Genomic DNA, 22831 nt, shown 5'->3' with positions numbered 1-22831 from the left:
TCGTCGCAAAGGTTCGAATCAGAAGCTTGGGGAATTGCCGCTGGCACCTTCCGTGATCGCACCAATGCCGTGCGGGACCGAGGCGCGCTACCTTGTCTGTGCGGCGGACCTGTCGATCCGCCTGGCCGGTGCCCCATTGGGCTTACTCTCCGGGTGAGGTGCCGGCCTCCCATGCACAAAGACCTGAAGCGGGTCGCCTGAAGCCCTTCAGCGCCACACTTCAGCTAGCGGCGCCGACATTCCTGCGCATGCGCCGCCTGCCCGTCGTCCGTGCTTTCTTCGCCATCGCCCCGGCTATCTCGACCACGCCGTCCTCGCGCGGCCTGCCATTGGTGGCCTTGTGGAGCCGCTCGTAGGGCAGCAGTTCCTTGATCCGGGCATTGAGCGAGGCGATTTCGGCTTTGAGGTCCTCGCACTCCTGCCTCTGCACGTCGAACTGTATCTGTTCGGACGCCTGTTGCAGCGTCAGTTGAGAAAGGTTGGCGTTCACCTTGGAAAGACTCATCTTGTCGCCTTCGCTCTCCTGGCTCAGCGCGGACAATCTTTCATCGGCGATCTTCTTTTCGGCCAGGGCGTCGTTCAATTCGCTCTTGAGCCTGGCGATCTCGCCTGCGGCTTCGCTGTTTTCGGTCGAGGTTTGCTCCAGCCGCGATTGCAGGTTCTGAATCTCCGAGCTCAACCCGCGCATTTCCGCTTGGCCGCGAGCCAGCTCGGCTTCCTTGTCGCCTTCCATCATGCGTGCCGCTTCGCTCGTTTCCGACAGCTTCGCCTGTGCGGCCTCGAGCGACTTCTGGAGCCGCATCTCCTCTTTCTCGCTCTTGCCGAGCGCGGCCAGCAGCTCCGCCAGCCGCGCTGCTTCGCTGGCATGGATCGTCGAGAGCTCGTCGAGCCTGTGGCGCGCCTGCGATTCCCGCTTCAGCGCCTTGTCGAGTTCGATCGAGAGGTTGACGTGCTTTTCGCGCAGCATCTTGCTTTCGCGCAAGCGCCTGTTGGCCTCGACCGTCCTGGCGGTCAGCCGCTTGGCGATGTCGCCGAACTCCGCTTCGCGCTTGGCGCTCGCATTGGCTGTCTCCACCAGTTCCAGCCTTACCGCGGCCAGTGCCGCACGAAGCGTCTCCCGGTCCTGGACCAGGCTTGTCTCGCGCTGCTGCAGCGCTTCGAAAGCGCCTTCACGCTCGCGCAGTTTTTTTACCGCATCGTGCAGCTTTTCCGACAGCGCCCTCTGTTCGGCGGCCAGGGCGGCATTGGCAACCTCCAGCTCGTTGGCGCGCAGGATGTCGCTGTGCAGGATGTTGAGGAATTCACGCGTCAGATGGTGCGAGGTGCCGATCTCCGACAGCTTGTCGTTGATCTCCTCCAGATAGTCCCTGGCGTCATGGAAGAGACCCTCGAAGGCGCTCAAAGCAGCCAGCCGGGTCTGTGTATGGGCGGTCAGCCGTGGCGCGGTTTCGGAACTGTCCGCATCGCCCGCAGCGTCGGCCTTCCCCGCATTGTCGTCATTTGCCGCGTCGGCCTGGGTTGGCCCGCCATCGGCTGCCGCGGGGGCATCCGGCACATCGTCACTCTCTGGCGGCACCAGGTCGTCGGCATCGAGACTTGCATCCAGCGCGTCCGCCAAATCGACCTGCAGGTCCTGGATCGCTTTATCCACGTCTTCAGCACGCTTGATCAGGCCTCTGAAGTTCATCACCAAACTCCCCTTACGCATACCTCGCTTCGAACTTAACAAATTGCTAATATATCCTTACATCCGCTGCTTGCGCAGGGGAAGCCCCGTCGGCACAAAGGTAAATTTGGGACATTTGGGGGGTTGGAATAGCGTGAACAATCAATGCCGCAGCCGGGAAGAGCCGGATTCCTCTGACAGTGTGGAGGTCTGAAGGACGGCAAGACCGTGGCCGCTCAGAAGAGCCGCGCGAGACCTCGAGGGCAGCGGAGAAACTCGCCTGATCTCTTGGCAGGCGCAAGATCACTATCGCAGGGCCGGGCCGAGTGCTCTAACCCAAACGGTCTCAGCTGCTTTTCGGGGCTGGTACCAACTGGATCGGAGGTCGCTCGCCGGACGCGTTGCCCAGCGCGATGGCGACCCGGTCGCGCCCATTACCCTTGGCTTCGTAGAGCGCGTGATCCGCGGCATTGGTCAATTCGGCCCAGCCCACGCCATGCTCGGGGTAGGCGGCGACCCCGAACGAGGCTGTAACGGTGCCCAGCGTTCGGCCGCGATGCGTCAAATGAAGCTTCCTGATTGCCTGGCGCAGCGCTTCCGCCCGCTCGGCACCTTCCTGGACCGTGCTTCCCGGCATGACCAGGGCAAACTCCTCGCCGCCGAAGCGCGACACGACATCGCTATCCCTGGCGTGCTCGATCAAGGTGGCGGCGACCTGCTTCAGGACGAGATCGCCGGCTTCGTGGCCGAACGTATCGTTGAACTGCTTGAAATGGTCGACATCGAGCATGATGACCACCAGCGGCTGGCCCGAGCGTTCCATCCGGCGCAGTTCGCGGCTGCTGGTCTCCTCGAGATATCGCCGGTTGAACAGACTGGTGTTCGGATCGCGGATCGACTGCTGCCGCAGCGTCTCGCGCAGGCGCAGATTGGCCAGGGCGAGCGCCAGCGTGTCGACGACACCACGCAGAATCTGCTGTCTCTCAGCCAGCCATTGCGGCTTCTCGGCCGCATTCGGTTCGCACAGATGAAGGATGCCCAGCGTTTCGCCTTGCGCCGCCAGAGGCATGCAGACATAGCCCTTCTTGCCGTTCTCGGTGATATGCGCGCAGCGCGGCGTGAGCATGCCGGGGCCGGCGACATGTTCCTGGCCGCGCCTGAGCGCCCAGCAGTCTTCCGGCGCGAATTGCGTGGCGCTCGAGCGGACGTCGCCCCAATGCGCCATTTCTTCCACCAGGTTGCGCGACGCGCTGGTCAGGTGGACGGTTCCGCTCAAGCCACCGAGAAACTCGGCCATGGCGGTGCCGACCACCGAGAATGCTTCCGGGAAGGTGACGCAGGCCTGCAGCAGTTCGCCAAGCTTCACCAGACGGGTCGTGGTTTCGGACTTTTCGTGCAGTTCACGGTTGAGGAGTGCCAGCTGATCGGCACGCTCGTTGACCACTCCTTCCGCGCGGCGCAGCTCGCTGATGTCGTTGAGCGTAAGGACGAGGCCGCCTTCGGATCGGCTGAGCGGACCGCAACTGGCGATGACCGGCAGGTGCGAGCCGTCGGATCTGGCCAGGCGCACTTCGCCCTGCTGCTGGCGGCCCGTGGCTAGCGCCATTTCGATGGGAGAAGCGCCGGCGGCGAACGCGTCGCCTCTGGGATCGCGAATGGTCAGCACCGAATCCCATTGCTGCCCGACGATCTTGTCGGCACGCCGCCCGATCATCGTTGCCGCCGCCGGATTGGCGCTGGCGATGCGGCCGTCCCCGTCTAGAACCGCGATGCCTTCGGCAGCCGTCTCGACGATGTCCTCGACATGCGCACGCGCCGATGCAAGCTGGTCCGCCATCGTGTTGAAGCCATCGGCCAGCTGCCCGAATTCATCGTTGCGGGCGTGGCTGATGCGCGTCATGGCATTGCCTTTCGCCAGCGCTTCCATGCCGCGCATCATGTCCCCGAGGCCAGAGCTGAAACGGCGGAGCAGCTGCCATGCAAAGCCGACCGCGACCAGCACGGCGGCCGCCGCGCTGAGGCCAACCAGCCAGAGCAGGCTGTTGGTGCTTTGTTCGGCCGCCTGCAGAACAGGGTCATATTCCAGCAGCACGGCGCCGATGATCGCACCCTCGGGATTTTCGATCGGAACGGCCAGCATGGCGTTCACTTCCTCCGGGTCGACAAATCTGCGCGGAATGCCGTCCGCCAGGGTCTGGCCGATTTCGTTGCCGGGGTCGTGATTGAATTTATCGCCGACCTGGTGCTCTTCGTCGGCGGCATGGGCGAGGATGGTCTTGTTGCTATCAAGGACCAGGAAATCCCTGTGCAGGCGGCGGTGCTGGTGCAACAAAAATTGCTTGAGCGCCTCGGGCCGCTCGAGCAGCGAAGGCGCCCCATCGGATGATTTGAAAACGATGGTGTCGGCCAATTCCCGCGCGACATTGGTCGCTTCGGTCAACCCCAACGATTTTGTCACCACTATCTGCGTAAAGATCGCGACGCCGCCGACCAGCCCGATCAGGGCCGCGGCCGCCACCATGGAGAGAATGATCTGGCTCTTGATGCGCATGTCATGGCTCCGCCGAGAACGACAGCATTGCGCATGTCACATCGAGCCAGCATCTCATTCCCGGCTTTTATTACCAAATGCTTATCAACGTCCTAACGACGCCAGCCGCGGCTCCTCGCACGACGCACGGTTCCTCACCCCCCATGAAATGAGGGCGAGGAACCCAAGTCTTGCTAAGTCACCCCACCATGGCCAGCGGCACGGCGCTCTTGTTGGGGATCTGGATGTCGATTTCCAGCGTCGACATGGTCTCGCCGCGGTCCATCGAGACCTGCAGATAATCCTGGTCGATCTGCACATGCTTGGCGATGACGGCCATGATCTCCTCGCGCAGGATGGAGACGAGGTCGGGCTGGCTGCGGTTGCGGCGCTCATAGGCGAGCAGCACTTGCAGCCGCTCGCGCGCCACCGGGGCGCTGGAGCGCCGCTTGAAGATGTCGAGCAGGTTCATGCCGCCCTCCTTCCCAAAAGACGATCGAGGAAGCCCTTGCGCTCGAAGGGCACGATGACGGGCAATTCCTCGCCCTCCAGCCGCCTGGCGGCGTCGATATAGGCCTTGGCAGCGGAATTGAGCGGCTCCGACAGTGTCACCGGCGAACCGAGGTTGGAGGCGCGCAGCACATCCTGGCTTTCCGGAATGATGCCGAGCAGCGGCACCGACAGGATTTCCAAGACGTCGTCGATGGACAGCATTTCGCCGCGCGAGGCGCGGGCGGCATCGTAGCGCGTCACCAGCACATGCTTGGCGATCTGCTCGCCCTGCTCGGCCCGCAAGGTGCGGGCGTCGAGCAGGCCGATGATGCGATCGGAATCGCGCACCGACGACACTTCCGGGTTGGTGACGATGACCGCCTCGTCAGCAAAGCGCATGGCGAGCTGCGCGCCGCGCTCGATGCCGGCCGGGCTGTCGCAGAACACGTAGTCGAACACCGAGCGCAGCTTGTCGATGACTTCGCCGACGCCCTCCTCGGTCAGCGCATCCTTGTCGCGCGTCTGCGAGGCCGGCAGCAGGAACAGCGTCTCGACCCGCTTGTCGCGGATCAGCGCCTGCGAGAGTTTCGCCTGGCCCTGGATGACGTTGACGAGGTCGAACACCACGCGCCGCTCGGCGCCCATGATCAGGTCGAGGTTGCGCAGGCCGACGTCAAAGTCGACCAAAGCCACCCTCTTGCCGGTCTTGGCCACGGCCGCCCCGAGGGCCGCCGTCGAGGTCGTCTTGCCGACGCCCCCCTTGCCCGAGGTGACCACCACTACCTTGCCCATTGAAAAGCCTCCGTTGTTGTTTTCTTGGTCGAGCGGCCCGGCCGCCCCAATATCGAAACGAATGTCAGCTCAGCGTCGAAACCCGCAAGGCGTCGCCATCGAGAAACGCCTGCACCGGCTTGCCGCGCGAAACGCCTTCCATCTCCTCGGCGGTGACGTACCAGCCGTCGACCGCCAGAAGCTCCGCCTCGTTCTTGCGGCAGAAGATGCGCGCGCCCCTGTTGCCCAGCGCACCCGCCGAAGCGCGCCCGCGCAGCGTGCCATAGACATGGATCGAGCCCGCCGCGATGATCTCCGAGCCGGACGCGACCGAACCCAGCACGATGACATCTCCATGCGGATGCACGATCGCCTGGCCCGAGCGGATCGGCGCCTTGATCATCAGCGTGCCCGAAGCTTCAACCTGCGGCTCGCTATCGCCCGCCTTGCTTGCGTCAGCCTTGCCGACGCTGTCCTTGTCCGGGCCGGCTTCGGGCGCCCTGCCCTCGGCCTTGTCGAAACTCTCCTCCCGCGCCTTGCGGGGCAGCAACCCATCCGTCGTCGCCTCCTTGGCGCCGACCAGAACCGGCGGCAGGTTGGGCTCGAGTGCAGTGTGGCCGTCGAGCTCGATGGCGTAGATGCGGATGCCGCGATGGCCAAGCACGTCGACCAGCGATTCGATCGCGGCGACATCGGGCTTCAAGGTGTTGAGATCAAGCACCACCGGCCGCCCGGCAAAATAGCCCGGCGAGTTGCCGATCCAGTGATCCAGCCCCTCGAGCCACACGTCCAAAGGCGCTTCGGGCGTCAGCGTGAAAGCGACGAAAGAGCGGGCACGAAAACGAATGGATTTGGCCTCGAGGGGGGCGGCAAAGGTCACGGCTGGCGAATCCTTACTGAGAGGTAAACGCTAGCGAGAGAATGGTTAACGAATGGTTAATGCCAGGGGTGGAGAGCGCGCCGGGAGGGCGGTTCCTGACAGCGCTGGCCGGAGAGTTCGAAAGTCTGCCAAGCGCCATGAGCGGTCGTTGACGCGATCAAGGCCGAGCGACCGGAGGCCGACCCTTTGTGGGCAATGACCGCAGCAGCAGCGTTATTTCGATGTTAAGTCAACCGCAGGCATACTTCATGTCTAGCCGCTCCGCGCGCAAATGGAACTTGACGAAATGCTTAAGCTTGAAAGTTCGAATGGCTGCTTTTTCATCACCGGCTATCCCGACGGTGGCGAATGGATTACGCGCGCGCTGCCCGCCAATATCGGCAAGGGAATTGTCGGGAGACATCTCTGGCACTACGGATCAGATGGCAAGTTGGGCATCTTCGATGCTTTGGAACGCGGGAAGGTCGGCCACCTCAAATTCCCTCCCAACGGCCTTCATGGCGCCACCCATTGCAGCCTGGCAAGCCGGGACGGCAGGCATCTCTATCTCGTCGAACAGATAAGGTCAGGATTTGAAGCCGGAAAGCAGGTGGGGCCGGATGTTTGCGTCCTTCGCATGATCGACCTGGAGCGGGCCGAAATCGTGGCGCAGCACGATGGCCTGCACGGCCGTTTCTTCAACGGCATTGTCGAGCGGCCAGACGGCAAGCTGCTGTTGAATTGGAACGACCACTGGAGCGCGGACAGCCGAAAACATTGGTTGATGCTGCTCGATCCCAGGAGTGGCGAGAGGGAGGTTTCGACCATCCCGGCGGCAAGCATACCTGGTCTGTATACCGGTCTGGGATTTATCAGTTGCAGCCCGGACGGGCGTTACTGGGTCAGATTTGACCATACGCGACTGCCTGCGCTCTATCCCCAGACAAGCATCGTTCAGAAGGCTTTCGGAAAGAGAAGTGGCGAACCGTTCTACGGGATCACGTTTCAGATCTGGGAAGCGTTTCCGCTGCGATTTGTCCGTCGCGTCACCGCCGCCTGGGTGAAGGTTCAGAACTTTGGGGCTGACTGGCCAGGCGATACCGATAGCGATGGGACCCGCCGCCGCGCCCTGTGGGCCGCCATCTCCGATACGCTGCGGCGTCAGAACAGGGAGCCGACCGATCCGCCGTTGTTGCTGTCGGACCTTCCGCCGCTTTTCTCGAGCCATGACGAACTGGGCAAATTCGTCGAGTCGCATGTTTACGGCGGCATAAACAGGCTGGTTGGTCGCGACCAGCTTCTGGGATGGCAGCCTGACGGGCAGGCATTCTGGTTCAAGGTGAACGGTTTCGTCAGTTGCGTGGGCATCGATGGCACCATCTCGCCCCGGCTGTTCACCGAACGACGTGGCTACAATGCTCACGGTTATGGGGATCTTCCTCAGGCCCCGACGGTCTATGCAGTGGAAGCCCTGCCCGATCGCAAGGCGCGCGTGCTCATGGGGACCGAAGAGTTCATTTACGATGGCAAGCCCAGCGCCTCGCCCCACTTGCTGGTGGGCGTTCCGATGAGTAACGACGGATGGAAAGCCTACCAGGAACGCCGCGACGATACGCTGCTGCGCAAATCCGATGAGTTTCTCAAGGGCGCCAACCGCCTTGTCATCCGCGTGGAAGGCGAGGGCGAAGCCGCCCTTATCAAAGCGATCGATGCGCTGACGGGCAAGATGACAGCCTCGATCTATCGCCGCGAGAGGGACTCCGAAGTAAAGATCGTTTTCGTCGGCAAGGAAACGCTGGAAGAAGCGGCGTTCTTCGACAGCCTCATGGACGCATCACCCGCCGTCTTGCCGCCGCTGGCCAGACTGATCGAACGATTTGTCGAGGTCGGAGCATCAAATGATTTTCTGTTTTCGGTGGGTGAGGAAGGCATCGGTCTGCTCGCCAGTGCCGTCCGAACGCTGGGTGTCCGCGACCTGTCCGCCTTGCCGACGATTAAACGCTACGGCCGCCTCGTCGACCCCGAACACGAGTATTATTTCGCCGGCCAGACGGTAACGGCGATGATCGCGGCGCACGGCTGGACGGACGACATGGTCGACTTCGTCTTTTGGGTCGCGATCATGGGCTACTTCAACACCGTTTCGTTCTCGCAAATCTGGTCGAACTGGGGATTGCGCAACGCAGTCGCCGGGCAGGTCCCGAAGACCGTGGCACGCCGGATGGCGGTGACGAATGCCGATTTGATCGCACAACGCGGTACAAGGTGGATAGCAACTTGGCAGCAAGAAATAAACGGCCGGGATGAAACCTGGCTCGAGGCGTTCCTTGACGAATTGCGGATGATCCGTCCGCCGGCGGCTGACTGACAACGTCTATCTTCACAATCACCGAAGGCAGGTGTCCGCCCGCCGTTCAGTTCAGCCCTTTGGATATCTGTCGCGAAGGGCCGCCTGGATCGAAGATCATGGGTTCATGTATACACGCGACCTCGCTGATCCTGATGGCCATGCCGTGGGGGCGCGATGTGGATGGACGTTTCCGCAATGCCTTTTGGTGACAAGGCGGACTGACGTAGTTACGCCGTCGAAGACAAGGACGGCCGGGCGCACATTCCTCTCCACCTTTTCAAAACGGATGCACGACCCAGCGACACAGGTTATGTTGCCCCGTCTGGCCGAGGTCATCGAAGGGGCATGACATGCAGGCAATGCCGATAGCGCATCAAGCCGCGCAACCCGTGGCCGGCCCCTCCCTGGCCGGCTATCCGGCCGCTGTCCTGTGCTGGCTGCTTTCGGCCGGTGTCTATATCGCGGCCAAATGGGTGGCGCCTGAAATGCCGCCCTGGGGCCTCTGCTTCTGGCGGCTGACGCTTGCCTGCGCCATCCTGCTGCCGATCGTGCACCGTCATCACGAAGCGATGATCGGGCTTTTGCGAACGCGCGCCGTGGAGGTCGTCGCCGTGGGGGCGATCGGCCTGACGCTGTGCCAGGGCATGATCTACCATGGCCTCAACGACACCGACGCCACCACGGCCGGCATCATCATGGCGCTGTCGCCTGTCATGACGATGGTGCTTGCCCGTTTCGTGCTTGGCGAGCCGCTCGGGCTGTGGAAGTCGCTTGGCGCGCTGGTTGCGCTTGCCGGGATGATCTTCATCGTTGCCCACGGCAACTTGGCAGCGCTGCTGCAACTCAAGGTCAACGCCGGCGAGCTGTGGATCGTCGGCAGCGCGTTCTGCTGGGGCCTCTACACCGTGCTTTTGCGCCGTGCCAAATTCGGCATCGAACTCCTGCCGATGGTCGTGCTGCTGCTCGGCGCCGGTGCGCTGGTCGCCTTGCCTTTCCATCTGTGGGAATTGTTCAACGACGAACGCTCCGCCATGGACCTCCACAGCCTTCTCGCGCTCGCCTATCTGGCAGGCCCCGGCGGCGCCTTGATGTACTATCTTTACAACAAGAGCGTGCAAACGCTTGGCGCGAGCCGGGCAAGCATGCTGCTCTACCTGCAGACGGTGTTCGTGGCCATCCTCGCCTATCTGCTGCTCGGCGAGGGCTTGCACGATTACGATCTGGTCGGTGCGGCCTTCATCGTCGCCGGCATCGTGCTCGCCACAATGGTCAAACCAGCTCAACCACGCGTGGCGTAGAAGTCTGGCGGGTGGCGGCTGTGCGGCGCGCCAACGCAAAAACCCGCCTCGCGGCGGGTCACTGGCGCAAATCATCACCATAGGCAAAAATGTAGCATAGCTGCCCTCACCTTCAAGGAAAAAATTCCTATAGACATCGACGCACGCTGCCTGCCCGGGCACATGCATTCCCGACCAAAGGCCAGCGGCGCAAGCGGTGGAGGCCGACATTCGAAAGTAAATTCAGATCCAACTTGACGGAACATTAGCTGAAGCTAATTGTTAATGGATGCGGCAGGTGGTGCCCTCCATCGCCTGCCGAAGATCGGCCGTCCGATCGGCCCGCGTCCTCCGCCAGAGGCGCGGGCTTTCGGGGCCGCCGCGCAATCCAGCCGGTATTTCCGTTCTTCAGCTTCCGATCATTTCGCCAGTCCCTCATCGGGGTTTCGCCGCCTTTTGGCCTTGAGGCTGCGGGCGGCCTGCTCGATTGCCGCGCGGTCATTGCCCAGGCGGTCGAGCAGTTCCTGCGCCTCGTCGCCCGATATGCCGGTGCGCACCGCCAGCGCCTCGACCTCCAGCACGTCGGTGCTGGCGATCTCGCCGGTTTCGGGCAGTGCGTCATCCGCCGTCAGCGGCAGGGCCGACTCGCGGTCGATCTCGGCCTCGGCCTGGTGCCAGTGCCGTTCCGGGTCGCCTTGCATGCGGCCTTCCCGTTCCCAGATGTGGTAGGCGCGCTCACGAATTCTGTCGTCCCGGTCGTCGCTCATGGTCAGTCCTCCTTGGGTTGAACGCCGCGCCAATGCAGACGCTCCGGAAAATCCGCGCGATCGGATCGTGCGGCGCGCGGGTCTACTGGCATTGCCGTCTCGGGCCGCCGGAATAGGGCTGGTAGGAGTTGTCTTCCGGGCGGTAGGAGCGGTAGCGGCTGAAGCAGTAATCGACATGGTCGGCCGAAAGTGCTTCGCCGCCACCGTCGGCAACGTAGACGCCCAGGCCCGCGCCGTTTTCGCCGCCATCGCCAGCAGCCGGCTGGCCGGCTTGGGCGACCTGGCCGGCGGCTTGGAGATAGGGCGAGACGCAGGGGCGCAGCTGCCCGCTGTAGGAGCGGTAGCTGTTGTCGTCCGGATGGTAGGAGCGATAGCGGCTGGCGCACCAGGCGAGATGCGGAGGCGGCAATTCGGTCGCCTTGGGCGCGATGGCGCCGGTGACCGTCGGGTCGGGCGGTGTTTCCTGCGGTTTGGCGGGGATGTCCGTCGGCGCGGACTGTTTGGCCGGCAGGCGCTCGAGGCCCTGCCCGGCTTTGTTCACCGGCCGCGCTTTTTTGGTCCACAGCTCCGCCACGCTGACGGTGGCCGTTGCCTGGCGCGGCGGCTTTGCGGCAAGCAGCCAGGCCGCAAAACCCAGTCCGCTGCCGAAGACCGCAAGGGTCAGCACGAAGCCGCAGACCAGTCCCAAAACCGCTTTCACGACACGCTCCTTAAGTCCCTGCTCATAGAATGCGGGGCCTCAAGGCTGGTTCCAGAAAAACGCCCAAGCGTACGCGCCGGCGCTGCCCGCCGATAGCCCGCATGCAGGGCTATCGCATATGGAATTCCTGAGATGTCTGCCCGGCACGGACCCCCACCCCTAACCCCTCCCCACAAGGGGGAGGGAGACTTCCATTGGCGCCGACCCAGGCTAGTCGCCGGTCTTCTGGCGCCAAAGAAGACTTGAAAGCACGCGGCAGCGTTCCCTCCCGCTTGTGGGGAGGGTTAGGGTGGGGGTCCTCTTCGCAAAAATCCATATGCGATAGCCCTGCCCCTGCAGGGGACGACAAGGAGCGCCCAGACACAGTTCAGAAACAATATTCAACAGTTCGGAAAAACTGCCGAAAAGATCGGGTGGCATAAGGATCCCACAACAACTGGAAAAATGGCCGTGCCGGGCGATGCCCGGCCTGGACGGGAAAGCATGGAAATGGATCACGGTGTCGATATCGCCGAACTGGACGCGGAACGATCGGGGCTGGAAAGCGGCCTGGCAAGTGTCGATGCGCTGGTAAAAACGGCCCCCGCGACAGCCAGGCGCGGGCAAATCCTGACGGGCGCCGACTTTGCCCGGCAAGGCCTGCCCGGCGAGCGGCTCGACACCGTCTTCGAACAGCTCGCCGACATGTTTGCAGCGTTGCCGGCGGTGATCTCCGACGGGCGTGTCTGGACCTATCGGGAACTGGACAGCCGGGCCAACCAGTTCGCCCGCCTGCTGGTCAAGCGCGGCGTGCGGCCGGGCGACCGTGTCGGCCTCATTCTCGACCGCTCGGCGGAGACCTATGTCGCGCTGCTCGCCGTGATGAAGGCGAGCGCAGCCTTCGTGCCGCTGGCGACCGCCTTCCCCGAGGAGCGGATGGCGCTCATCATCGAAGACGCCGGCGTCAGCCTGATCGTCACCATCGCCGCCTATGCGTCTCGGGCCGATCAACTGCCGGTTCCGCACCTGCTGATCGACAGCACTGCTGCCGAAATCTCCAGACAGTCCAACGCGCCGTTGAAGCCGCATGCGAAGGCCGCTTTATCGGACGACACCTGCTACATCCTCTACACCTCGGGCACCACGGGCAAGCCCAAGGGCGTGGTCATCAAGCACCAGAGTTTCGTCAACTTCATCCGCGTTGCCGCCGCCTCCTACGGCTACCGGCCGGGCGACCGCGTCTACCAGGGCATGACCATCGCCTTCGACTTTTCCTCCGAAGAGATCTGGGTGCCGTTCGTCGCCGGCGCGACGGTGGTGCCGGCACCGGGCCAGATGCCGCTGGTGGGCGAGGAACTCGCCGATTTCCTGCGCCTCCACGACATCACCTGCATCGCCTGCAGCCCGACGCTGCTGTCGTCGATGACGTCGGATGTGCCCAGCCTGCGCACGCTGCTGGTCGGCGGCGAGGCCTGCCCGCACAATCTGGTGGTGCGCTGGTCGAAGCCGGGGCGGCAGATCCTCAACACCTATGGCCCGACCGAGGCGACCGTCACCGCCACCATGGGCGCGCTGACGCCGGACAGTCCCGTCACCATCGGCGCGCCGCTGCCGACCTACTCGATCGTCATCCTCGACGCTTCGCTGCCGCAGCTTGCCGAGCCCGGCGAACTGGGTGAGATCGGCATTGCCGGCATCGGGCTCGCGGTCGGCTATCTCAACAGGCCTGACCTGACCGAACAGAAATTCATCGCCGATTTCGTCGGCCTGCCGAACAACCCGTCGAAGCGCATCTACCGGACCGGCGACCTTGGCCGCATCAACGACCAAAGCGAGATCGAGTATAACGGCCGCATCGACACCCAGGTGAAGATCCGCGGCTACCGCATCGAGCTCGGCGAGATCGAGGCGGTGCTGCTCGACCAGCCCGAGATCGCGCAGGCTGCGGTCACCACCTGGGAGATCGAGCCCGGCCGCGTCGAACTCGTCGCCTATTACGCCCCCAAGGCCGGCCAGAAGGCGACTTCGCGTGCGGACCTCGCCACGACGATGAAGCGGCGGCTGCCCGACTACATGGTGCCCTCCTATCTCGAGGAGCTGCCGGCGATCCCGATGACGGTCTCCAACAAGGTGGATTTGCGCCAGCTGCCGAAGCCGACAAGCGTGCGGCTTTCGGGCGATCGCGCCATGGTCGCGCCCGGCAATGACGACGAGCGTTTCATGGCCGACGCGCTGGCCGCCGTACTGAAATTCGAAGAAGTGTCCGTCGAGGACAATTTCTTCGACGATCTCGGCGCCAACTCGCTGCTGATGGCGCATTTCTGCGCGCGCCTGCGCACCAGGAAGGAATGGGCGACGGCGTCGATGCGCGACATCTACCTCCACCCGACCGTGGCGCGTCTGGCGCTTCACCTGGGCGTGGCGGACGAGATGACTATGGCCACCAACGAGCCCGTCCTCACCCGCCGGGCCTCGAACTTCGCCTACTGGACCTGCGGCGCCGCACAGCTGCTGTTTTACGCGCTCTACAGCTATGGCGCCCTGTGGGCGATCAATGGCGGCCTCAACTGGATGTATGACGCGCTCGACGATCCGCTGCAGCTCTACATCAGGTGCGTGGCGCTTTCGGCCGCCGTGTTCTTCGGCATGTCGGGCTTTGCCGTCATCGCCAAATGGATGCTGGTCGGCCGCTGGAAGGCGGAGGCGTTTCCCATCTGGGGCGTGCGTTACTTCCGCTTCTGGGTGGTCAAGACATTGATCCGCACCGCGCCCGTCGTGCTGTTCCGCGGCAGCCCGCTCTACAGCATCTACCTGCAGCTTCTGGGCACCAAGCTCGGCAAGAACGCCGTCATCGAATCGAAATCCGTACCCGTCTGCACGGATCTCATCTCGATCGGCGCCAACACCATCCTGCGCAAGGAATCCATGATCCTCGGCTTCCGGGCGCAGTCCGGCTATATCCACACCGGGCCGCTGACCATCGGTCGCGATGCCTTCGTCGGCGTCGGCTCGACGCTCGACATCGACACCAGGATCGGCGACGGCGCCCAGCTCGGCCATTCGTCCTCGCTGCATCGCGGCCAAAGCATCCCCGACGGCGAACGCTGGCATGGCTCGCCGGCCGTGCCGACCACGGCCGACTATTGCAAGGTGCGCAATGTCGATCCGTCCAACATCAGGCGCTTCCTCTTCGAAGCGGTTCAGCTGATCGGGCTGTTTGCCATCGTCACTCCCTTGCCGCTCTTGTTCCACAGCTATTGGGAAAACGTCGGCGACGACTACCAGGAAACGATCGGCGTCGTCGCGATCGGCACCACGGTCACGCTGTTCGGCTACATGGCCGCATCCTTCCTGGCGGCGACGCTGGTGCCGCGCCTGACAAACCTGATCCTGAAGCCAGGCCGCACCTACACGCTTTACGGCTTTCGCTACTGGCTGCAGACGGTCGCCGAATTCTCGAGCAACTCGCGCGTGCTCGGCCTGCTGGCCGGCGACAGCTCGGCCATCGTGCACTACATGAGAGCGATCGGCTGGAACCTCAACAAGGTGGTGCAGACCGGCTCCAATTTCGGCTCCAACCAGCAGCACGAAAACCCGCTTCTGTGCGAGATCGGCACCGAGACCATGGTGTCGGACGGGCTGTTCATGATCAACATGCACAAATCCGCCTCCGCCTTCCGGCTCGAGCCGACGAGGATCGGCGAGCGCAACTATCTCGGCAACAACATCTACTATCCGCCGGACGGGCGCACCGGCGACAACGTCCTGCTCGGCACCAAGGTGATGATCCCCATCGACGGGCCGCTGCGCGAGAATGTCGGGCTTCTGGGTTCCCCTGCCTTTGAAATCCCGCGCATGGTGAACCGCGACAAGGAACTCATCGCGGGCGTCGACGAAGACGACCGGCGCCGGCGCATCCCGCACAAGAACCGCCACAATCTGGTGACGATCCTGCTGTTCGTGGCAACGCAATGGGTCATGCTGTTCGCCACGCTGGCGATCTGGGACCGGGCGCTGAACTACTACACCGAATGGGCTGAAGTCGCGCTGTTCGTCGCCGTGCTTTTGACCTCGGCGATCACCATTCCGTTCTACATCTTCGTGGAACGGGCAAGCCTTGGTTTCGGCCGGCTGAAGCCGCAGATGACGACGATCTACGACGTCGCGTTCTGGCGCCACGAGCGCCACTGGAAGCTGGCGGATTCGCCGATCGTGCGGCTGTTCGCCGGCACGCCGTTCCGGCCCATGATCCTGCGCATGCTGGGCGTCAAGATCGGCAGTCGTGTCTATGACGGCGGCAGCAACCTCACCGAACGCTCGCTGGTGGAGATCGGCGACGACGCCACCCTCAACGAGGGCTGCGTCATCCAGGCCCATTCGCTGGAGGAAGGCGCCTTCAAGTCCGACTTCATCCGCATCGGCAAGGGCTGCACGCTCGGACCCTCCGCCTTTGTCCACTACGGCGTCGTGATGGGCGAAGGCTCGGTGGTCGATGTCGACTCCTTCGTCATGAAGGGCGAAGAGCTGGAGCCCAACTCCATATGGCGTGGCAACCCGGCCAAGCTGCACCGCTTCGTCGAGCCGATCACCGACGATGGCTCCAAGGCATCGGCCCGGGCATCGGCTTGAAGAAGGGCATCGGCTTGAACACCGGAGACATCCGTCTCGTTGCCGTGACCGAGGCCAACCGTGCCCTGGTCACGGCCCTGGAACTCGCCCCGAAGCAGAGGGATTTCGTCGCCGGCAATGCGGCGTCGCTGGAAGAAGCCGAAACCGACGCAGACGCGCGGCCACGCGTCGTCATGGCCGGGACCCGCGTCGTCGGTTTCCTCATGTACGAGGCGCCCGAGGATGACGACGAGGCGCGCATCTACCGCTTCATGATCGACCGCGCTTCTCAAGGCAAAGGCTACGGCAAGGCCGCGCTGCGCGAAGTGCTGGACGAAATCCAGGGGCTCGGCCACATCAGCCACGTCTCGATCTGCTACGAACCGGAGAACGATGCGGCGCGAAACCTCTATCGCAGCGCCGGTTTCGTCGAAGAAGGGCTCGACGAGGACGGCGAAATGATCGCCGATCTCGCTTTGCCGGCACGGACGCACGAGCCGTGACGCGGCTGCCCGAGGAAATCGCCTTGGCCGAAGCGATCGCCGCCATCGCACCATCGGGAGTCCGGATCGGATGTCGCATGATCCGCGACGGCGACGAGGCCCATCTGCTGCCCGGGGAAGCGCATTCCCTCCCCGCGCGCCAGCCCGGCATGCGGCGCGCCAGCGGCGCGGCCCGGTGGATCGCGCACGGACTGCTGGCGGAGCTTGGCGTCGGCGACGTCGCCATCCTGCGCACGCCAACCGGCGCGCCGGTCTGGCCCGACGGGATAACCGGTTCGCTCGCTCACGACGACGACATGGCCGTGGCGGCGGTTGCCCCGATTGGCGATATCGCCTCGCTCGGCATCGACGTCGAGCCTGCGCAGCCTCTCCCGGATGATATTTTGGCGCTCGTGACAACGCCCGCGGACCGCACGGACGCAGCCGACCGGCATCTTGCCGGCCGCATCCTCTTTGCCGCCAAGGAAGCCGTCTACAAGGCCGTCTATCCGCTCGATCGCGAGGTGCTGGGCTATGAGGACATCACCGTCGACCTGAACGCAGGCCAGGCGACGACGAAGACGGGGCGCAAGACCAGGCTCGTTTACTGCGCTGCCCCGCGCGTGGTGGTGCTGGCGTTTATCGATGGAGATGGGGTTTGGGGTCGGCGCGATTATTCTGCTGCGCTACGGCGTCATGAGTTCCTAGCCGAACGCGGCAATCGTTGACGTTGGCGCTGCCCCTCACTGTCCTGCCGGACATCTCTCCCCGTATAGTGACGGGGAGAGAGGGGCTGGCCGCGACGCCGGCATTCTTCCCGCAACGCTGGAGATTGGCGAAATCGCCGATGACAGCATCCTCTCCCCGTCACTATACGGGGAGAGGATGCCGGCAGGCAGGTGAGGGGCGGCGCAGACGCTGGCCATTATGAACGGTCGCTGTGACGCTGTAGGATTATCCGGGTGGATCCTGGCGTCACGAGCCTGGAATCTTCGAAGACTGTTCCTCTTGCGCGCCAACGATCTCCCTATATTCCCGCACTTCGCCATCGAGCCCGCGCAGCCGCCAGCTCTCCCCCTGCCTGCCCTCGACATGACAGGGCCCGATCGGCACCTTGCCGCCGCCTTCCGGCAGGTCGAGCACATAGACGGGGTTGCAGATGCCCGACAGCCGCGCCCGCAGCGCTTCAGTCAGCGCCTGACCCTGTGCAATCGTCGTGCGCCGGTGCGCCATGCCGCGCGCGAGGTCGCCATGGTGCAGGTAGTAGGGTTTGACGCCGAGGCGGTACATCAGCTCGCGGCAGAGCTCCTCCAGCGCCTCGATGCTGTCGTTGACGCCCTTGAGCAGAACGCTCTGGTTGAGCAGCACGAACCCGGCTCGCCGAAGCGTGCGGCAGGCCACCTCGGTAGCGCCGGTGATTTCACGCGCGTGATTGAAATGGGTGACGACAGTGACCATCAGCCGGCCCTGCAGCGCCGCGACGAGCCCTGATGTAATGCGCGACGGCAGCACCACCGGCACGCGCGTATGGATGCGCAGCAGCCGCACATGGGGGATCGCTTCGATGCGCGCGGAGATTTCGGCCAGTGCCTTGTCGGGCAGCGACAGCGGATCGCCGCCGGTCAGGATCACCTCACGGATTTCGGGATGCTCGGCGATATAGGCCAGCGCCGGCTCCAGCGCCTCGTGCGTATAGCCACGACCGATCGAGGTCAGCGATTCCTTGCGGAAGCAGAACCGGCAATAGACCGCGCATTGATAGGTCGGGAACAGCAGCACCCGGTCGGCATGACGGTGCGTCAATCGCGGCACCGGGCTGAAGTCATGATCGGAGATCGGATCGTCGAGCTCGCCTTCCACCTCCTCCAGTTCCTCAGGCGACGGAATGACCTGCGCCCGGATCGGATCGGCGGGGTCGTTCCAGTCGATCAGGTCGAGATAGGCTTTGGGCGCGCGCACCTTGTGCTTCACCGCCGCGGCCTGGGCGGCTGCGCGCTCGGCTGGGGACAGCGGGAGGGACGCCAGGTCGCGCACGTGGCGCACGCCGGCGCGGACGTCCGCCTGCCAGGCGGTGTCGGGGCCGGCGGCGGGTGCATCGTGGAGGTTGGTGTCTGAAGTCATCAGGGTTCTCAGGACAGTTTCTGGCGGAGCTATCGGCCGGATGGCCAGGCTGGTCAACCTTCCGGGGTGGTCGCCGCCATCAAATCCACCGCCTGCAAATCCGTAGGTATTTAGCCAAAATGGCACTATTCTGCGCAGTCTGGGCTTCAGGGAAAACGAATGGATTTCAGCACAGGCCATGGTTACCTGCTCATCGGCGGCCTCATTCTCGTCGGTACTGGGCTGCTCATCCTGTCGCTGATCGTCAATTTGCGCGTCGCCCACAGTGTGCGCGACGACGTGCGCCATCGCGAAAAGCTGCTGGAATACCACCGCAACATCTTCTCGCAGTTGGGCGTGATCCTGATCGGCATCGGCGTGTCCCTGTTCATCTTCTTTTTCCAGCAGAATTACCAAGACCAGCGCAGACGCGAAGCGGATCTTCAGCAGGTTCTGGCCAAGCTGGCGGCGCGCATCGCTCGTGGCGCTCCCCTCGTCGAGTCACTTGGCGAATTCGACGGGCTGCTGGATGACGGCGGGGCCTATATTAGTCCCGAACTTGGTGGAACCAACGCCGCCATCGGCGCGCGGGGAGCGGAGCTTGGCAAGCAGGTCCGCGAAATCCTGCTGGTTGAGCGCGACGTCGACATCCGGGACTTCGACATCCTCAACCTGTCGCGCGATTTCGAGTCGTCGTTCGTCGTCAACGAGCTCGATCCGACGCTATGGTTCGACATCGTGCGCGACGAGAGCGAGATCAAATATGCCATCACCCAACTCACCCTCGACTACAAGGACCTGCAGGATGCGATCGGCGGCGAGCCGATCGAGGTTGCGATCGCCAATCCTGAAACCGAGCGCAAGATCAAGCACGAGGTGCTCGACATCTTCTACGATGCCGACCTCTTGCGCCAGCGCAGCAGGCGATTTCTTGGCCGCGCATGCTGGCTTCTCAGCCACGGACGCAGCTTCGTCAGTCTTGCACCGGTCGACGCGATCGAAGCCGATGCGAGGTCACATCAGGAATGGATCGACAGATCGAAGCCCTTGCTGGCGCAGACGAAATCGGGCAACGGCGATTGCTTCAAACTGCTCCGATACGGCCCCGCATCCTGAACTCCCGGCGGCACCGTTCGATTTGGAAGTCAGTCCCCCACACGTTGCAGCGTGCCGAGATGATTGTCGTCGAGAAAACCTACGGTCATGGCCGACGCCTTGCCGTCAGCGCCGACCACAAAACTTACGCCCGAGGGGCTGTCCGGCGTCTCCGCGTCGGGGAAGGTCAGGAAAAGGTCACCGTCGAAATGCGTCAATGAATAGGACCGGCCGGCGGCCGGGCCTACCCTGAGCACAAGGTCGTCTCCTGCTTTCGACACAATCGCGTCGCCGATGAAGTCGTTGGCGTACCGGCCGGCATAGACGCTGTCCGGCCCGGCTGGCCGTGGCGGAGACGGCGGCGCGGCATAGGCGGCCTTGGCCGCCGCGACCGCCGGACCGAACAGGCCCGCATAGATATCATTCCACGCCTTGACCCAGTCCTTCTCGACGTTACCGTCGAAGACGAGATCGGCGAAGCTGTCGGACAATCCCTCCGGCAGGCCAGTCGGAAAGGCGTTGGCGACGATGACGATGCCCAGCTTCTCCTTTGGGAAGACCGTCACCAGGGTACGCGCCCCGACGCTGAAGGCGCCGGCGTGGCCCCAGCTCAGGCCGTGTCGGCCGAATTCGACGTTCCAGCCGAGGCCGTAGAACGATGCGCCGCCGGAGACGGGGTTGTTGCCGCGCGCTATCAGCGGAACATGCGTCTGGCTTAGCGCATCGGCGGCAATCAGTGTCTTGCCGGCATAAACGCCGTTGCCGAGGATGAGGCGCACCCATTGCGAGAGGTCACGTGCCGTAGAGCTGACGCCGCCGGCGGGCGCCTGCGCATCCGGATCGCGCTCTATCCTCGCGGCCCAGGCGCCATCGACCTTGACGTGAAGCGCGGCGCGGTTGCTTTGCTTGACGAAGTCTGAATGACGGGAACTGGTCGAGGCCATGCCAAGTGGGCGGTAGAGCCTCTCCTCGGCGACCTCCTCCCAGGGCTTTCCTGTCGGCCTCGCGGCTGCCACGGCACCCTCTGTCAATCCGAAATTGCTGTAGGAATACCCGGCGCGGAAGCTCGACGATGGTGGCACGAACCGCAGGCGATGCAGTATCTCGACGCGGTCGTAGCCAATGCCTTCGAGGTCGTCTCCGGCGGTGCCCGGAAGCCCGCTGCGATGCGAAAACAGGTCACGGACGGTGAGTTGGCTCGCCGGATAAGGATCGGCCAACCGGAAGGCCGGATCGAGATCGGCGATCTTCGAATCCCAGGACACGATCCTGTCGCTAACCAACGCCGCCACGACGGTGGCGGAAACCGGCTTGGAAAGGGAAGCGATCTGGAACACCGTGTCGGCGTCGACGGTCTCTGGCTTGCCGGCCTCGCGATGCCCAAAACCCTTGAGGAAGATCACCTCGTCATCGCGCACGACGCCGATGGCGAGACCGGGTACAGCACCGTCCGCTACGGCGGCTTCGGCAAGCGCTTCGAGCTTCGACAGGGCAGCAGTGATGCGCTCGGGCGTGAGGGTATCGGCCGGCGCCGCGTGCGGCCAAAGCACCATTGCGGCGATGAAGACCCAAACCCTCCAATGACAGAGATTCCGATTCAGCCGCATGCACAAGCCTCCTCCCAAGCATTCACAAGGCCATGATACAGGGCCGCACGGGTGAGGCCAGCCCTTCTCGGGCCATTCGCGCAACCGGACGGTCGATCTCCTGATCGGCCGCGCCGACGACGCCATCACCTCTGCCGGGCTACCGCATCGACATCGAAAGCGCGCTGATCGAACATCCGGCAGTCAACGAGGCAGCCGTCGTCGGTGTGCCCGACCCGCAGCGCACCGAAATCGTCAAGGCCTTCGTCGTTCTGGCGCCCGCCTTTCGAGGCAGCGAGGCGCTGGCCGAGGAACTGGCGCAGCATGTCCGCAAGCGCCTCTCGGCCCACGCCTATCCGCGCGAAGTCGAGTTCGTCAGCGAGTTGCCGAAGACACCCAGCGGCAAGATTTAGCGGTTCCTGCTGAGGAAGGCCGAGGTGGAGAAGCGGAAGGGGTGACGCTGCCGATCTCCCCACTTGGGAGGTCCCGAAGGACGGGCGAGACCCGTGGCTCCCCCGGGAACGGCCCGGCACTACTCCTTTGCGCGAAAAACTTCCGGCACGACGAACACTTCGTCAGCCCGGCCATAGCCGCCGTCGGCGACCTCCTCGACCAGCACCATCGTGAAGGGGCTCACACCCTCGCCGAAAAAGTCGACGAACATGGCTGTCGTTCGATGGATGAGGTCTTCCTTCTGCGCCCTGGAGAGCGCCGCTTGCGGTAACTTGATGTTGGCGAATGGCATGACCTTTTCCTTTCTGTGGAATTTCAGGTTCGGCGTGGAGCGGTCGGCGACGGCTCAGACGACGCCGCCATTGGCGCGGATGATTTGTCCGTTGACCCAGAAGCTGTCCGGCCCGGCCAGGAACGAGACCAGCCCGGCAATGTCGTCGGGCTGGCCGAGCCGGCCGAGCGGGATCATCTTGCCGATGGCCTCGATCTGCGCCTCGCTCTTGCCGTCCGTGAACAGCGCGGTATCGATCGGTCCGGGCGCTACTGCGTTAACGGTGATGCGGCGCGCGCCAAGCTCCTTGGCCAGAATGTGGGTCATCGCCTCGACACCCGCCTTTGTGGCGGCGTAGACGCCGTAGCCCGGCTGGTAAAGGCCGACGACGCTGCTGGAAAAATTGACGATGCGACCGCCGTCGCGAAGCCGGCGCGCACCTTCCCGCATGCCGCGGAACACCCCGCCGAGATTGATCGCGATCTGCGTGTCGAACGAAGCATCGTCGGTCTGCGCCATCGGCGAAATCTTCATGACGCCGGCATTGTTGACGAGGATGTCGATGCCGCCGAACGCCTTCTCGCCGGCGTCGAACAGTGCAGCGATACCGTTTGGATCGGCGATATCGGCCTGAACGGCGATCGCCTTGCCGCCGCCGGCTTCGATGCTGCGCACAAGTTCTTCGGCCTCGGCGCGGCCCCGTGCATAATTGATGACGACAGCAACGCCATCGCGGGCGAGCCGCTGTGCGATGGCGGCGCCGATGCCTTTGGAGGCGCCGGTCACGATCGCGGTTCTGGTTTGGCCACCCGTACTTGTTTGATTGGATGTCATGGAAGTCTCTC

At 63.8% G+C, this 22831-nt stretch carries 17 protein-coding genes and 1 pseudogene; 7 read left to right on the top strand and 11 right to left on the bottom strand.

Features of this window, described 5'->3' with window-relative positions:
* Positions 1–220: 220 nt before the first annotated feature.
* From NP945_RS15370 to minC, 5 genes are all read right to left on the bottom strand, one after another.
* Positions 221–1687, bottom strand: coding sequence for a hypothetical protein (locus tag NP945_RS15370; RefSeq protein ID WP_256746828.1), 1467 nt, complete (start codon positions 1685–1687; stop codon positions 221–223).
* A 325-nt stretch (positions 1688–2012) separates the two neighbouring features.
* Positions 2013–4217 (bottom strand): diguanylate cyclase, encoded by a 2205-nt coding sequence (locus NP945_RS15365; RefSeq protein WP_256746827.1) that lies wholly within the window; start codon positions 4215–4217, stop codon positions 2013–2015.
* A gap of 178 nt (positions 4218–4395) precedes the next feature.
* A complete protein-coding gene (gene minE / locus NP945_RS15360) occupies positions 4396–4668 on the bottom strand; it encodes a cell division topological specificity factor MinE (RefSeq protein WP_256746826.1) in 273 nt (90 codons plus the stop codon).
* A complete protein-coding gene (gene minD, locus NP945_RS15355) occupies positions 4665–5480 on the bottom strand; it encodes a septum site-determining protein MinD (RefSeq protein WP_256746825.1) in 816 nt (271 codons plus the stop codon). Before minD ends, minE begins: the two co-directional genes overlap by 4 nt.
* A gap of 64 nt (positions 5481–5544) precedes the next feature.
* Positions 5545–6339 (bottom strand): septum site-determining protein MinC, encoded by a 795-nt coding sequence (gene minC, locus NP945_RS15350; protein ID WP_256746824.1) that lies wholly within the window; start codon positions 6337–6339, stop codon positions 5545–5547.
* Positions 6340–6625: 286 nt separating this feature from the next.
* On the opposite strand from minC, the gene NP945_RS15345 reads away from it, so the two are divergent.
* Entirely contained in the window at positions 6626–8686 is a 2061-nt protein-coding gene (locus NP945_RS15345; protein ID WP_256746823.1) for a hypothetical protein, read from the top strand.
* A 332-nt stretch (positions 8687–9018) separates the two neighbouring features.
* Positions 9019–9966 carry a DMT family transporter gene (locus NP945_RS15340; RefSeq protein WP_256746822.1) on the top strand — a complete coding sequence of 316 codons (948 nt, stop codon included), beginning with the start codon at positions 9019–9021 and terminating at the stop codon, positions 9964–9966.
* A gap of 398 nt (positions 9967–10364) precedes the next feature.
* Here the strand turns inward: NP945_RS15340 and NP945_RS15335 are convergent, their stop codons facing one another.
* Both NP945_RS15335 and NP945_RS15330 read right to left on the bottom strand, forming a co-directional pair.
* Entirely contained in the window at positions 10365–10712 is a 348-nt protein-coding gene (locus tag NP945_RS15335; RefSeq protein ID WP_256746821.1) for a DUF2934 domain-containing protein, read from the bottom strand.
* An 82-nt stretch (positions 10713–10794) separates the two neighbouring features.
* A complete protein-coding gene (locus tag NP945_RS15330) occupies positions 10795–11412 on the bottom strand; it encodes a BA14K family protein (protein ID WP_256746820.1) in 618 nt (205 codons plus the stop codon).
* Between the two features lie 483 nt (positions 11413–11895).
* Between NP945_RS15330 and NP945_RS15325 the strand changes: the two genes are divergently transcribed.
* The 3 genes from NP945_RS15325 to NP945_RS15315 are packed head-to-tail and all read left to right on the top strand — an operon-like array spanning position 11896 to position 17209.
* Positions 11896–16020: a Pls/PosA family non-ribosomal peptide synthetase gene (locus NP945_RS15325; RefSeq protein WP_256746819.1), complete on the top strand. Its 4125-nt coding sequence runs from the start codon at positions 11896–11898 to the stop codon at positions 16018–16020.
* A complete protein-coding gene (locus NP945_RS15320) occupies positions 16017–16502 on the top strand; it encodes a GNAT family N-acetyltransferase (RefSeq protein ID WP_256746818.1) in 486 nt (161 codons plus the stop codon). Before NP945_RS15325 ends, NP945_RS15320 begins: the two co-directional genes overlap by 4 nt.
* Complete coding sequence (locus NP945_RS15315) at positions 16499–17209, top strand: 4'-phosphopantetheinyl transferase superfamily protein (protein ID WP_256746817.1); 711 nt, start codon at positions 16499–16501, stop codon at positions 17207–17209. The genes NP945_RS15320 and NP945_RS15315 overlap by 4 nt, the downstream gene beginning before the upstream one ends.
* A gap of 247 nt (positions 17210–17456) precedes the next feature.
* Here NP945_RS15315 and NP945_RS15310 read toward each other — a convergent pair whose 3' ends face one another.
* Positions 17457–18602: a KamA family radical SAM protein gene (locus NP945_RS15310; RefSeq protein WP_256746816.1), complete on the bottom strand. Its 1146-nt coding sequence runs from the start codon at positions 18600–18602 to the stop codon at positions 17457–17459.
* Between the two features lie 159 nt (positions 18603–18761).
* On the opposite strand from NP945_RS15310, the gene NP945_RS15305 reads away from it, so the two are divergent.
* Positions 18762–19697, top strand: coding sequence for a hypothetical protein (locus NP945_RS15305; protein WP_256746815.1), 936 nt, complete (start codon positions 18762–18764; stop codon positions 19695–19697).
* A 29-nt stretch (positions 19698–19726) separates the two neighbouring features.
* Here the strand turns inward: NP945_RS15305 and NP945_RS15300 are convergent, their stop codons facing one another.
* Positions 19727–21283, bottom strand: coding sequence for a serine hydrolase (locus NP945_RS15300; RefSeq protein WP_256746814.1), 1557 nt, complete (start codon positions 21281–21283; stop codon positions 19727–19729).
* Positions 21284–21386: 103 nt separating this feature from the next.
* Here NP945_RS15300 and NP945_RS15295 point away from each other — a divergent pair.
* Positions 21387–21675: pseudogene (locus NP945_RS15295) on the top strand (AMP-binding protein); the annotation flags it as partial.
* Between the two features lie 119 nt (positions 21676–21794).
* Here NP945_RS15295 and NP945_RS15290 read toward each other — a convergent pair.
* Positions 21795–22007: a 4-oxalocrotonate tautomerase family protein gene (locus NP945_RS15290; RefSeq protein ID WP_256746813.1), complete on the bottom strand. Its 213-nt coding sequence runs from the start codon at positions 22005–22007 to the stop codon at positions 21795–21797.
* A gap of 54 nt (positions 22008–22061) precedes the next feature.
* Positions 22062–22820, bottom strand: a complete 759-nt coding sequence (locus NP945_RS15285) for an SDR family oxidoreductase (RefSeq protein WP_256746812.1) — start codon at positions 22818–22820, stop codon at positions 22062–22064.
* Between the last annotated feature and the right edge of the window lie 11 nt (positions 22821–22831).

The sequence above is a fragment of the Mesorhizobium sp. LMG17149 genome (assembly GCF_024518695.1).
Lineage (GTDB): Bacteria > Pseudomonadota > Alphaproteobacteria > Rhizobiales > Rhizobiaceae > Mesorhizobium.
This window is presented reverse-complemented; position numbering and strand designations above follow the sequence as displayed.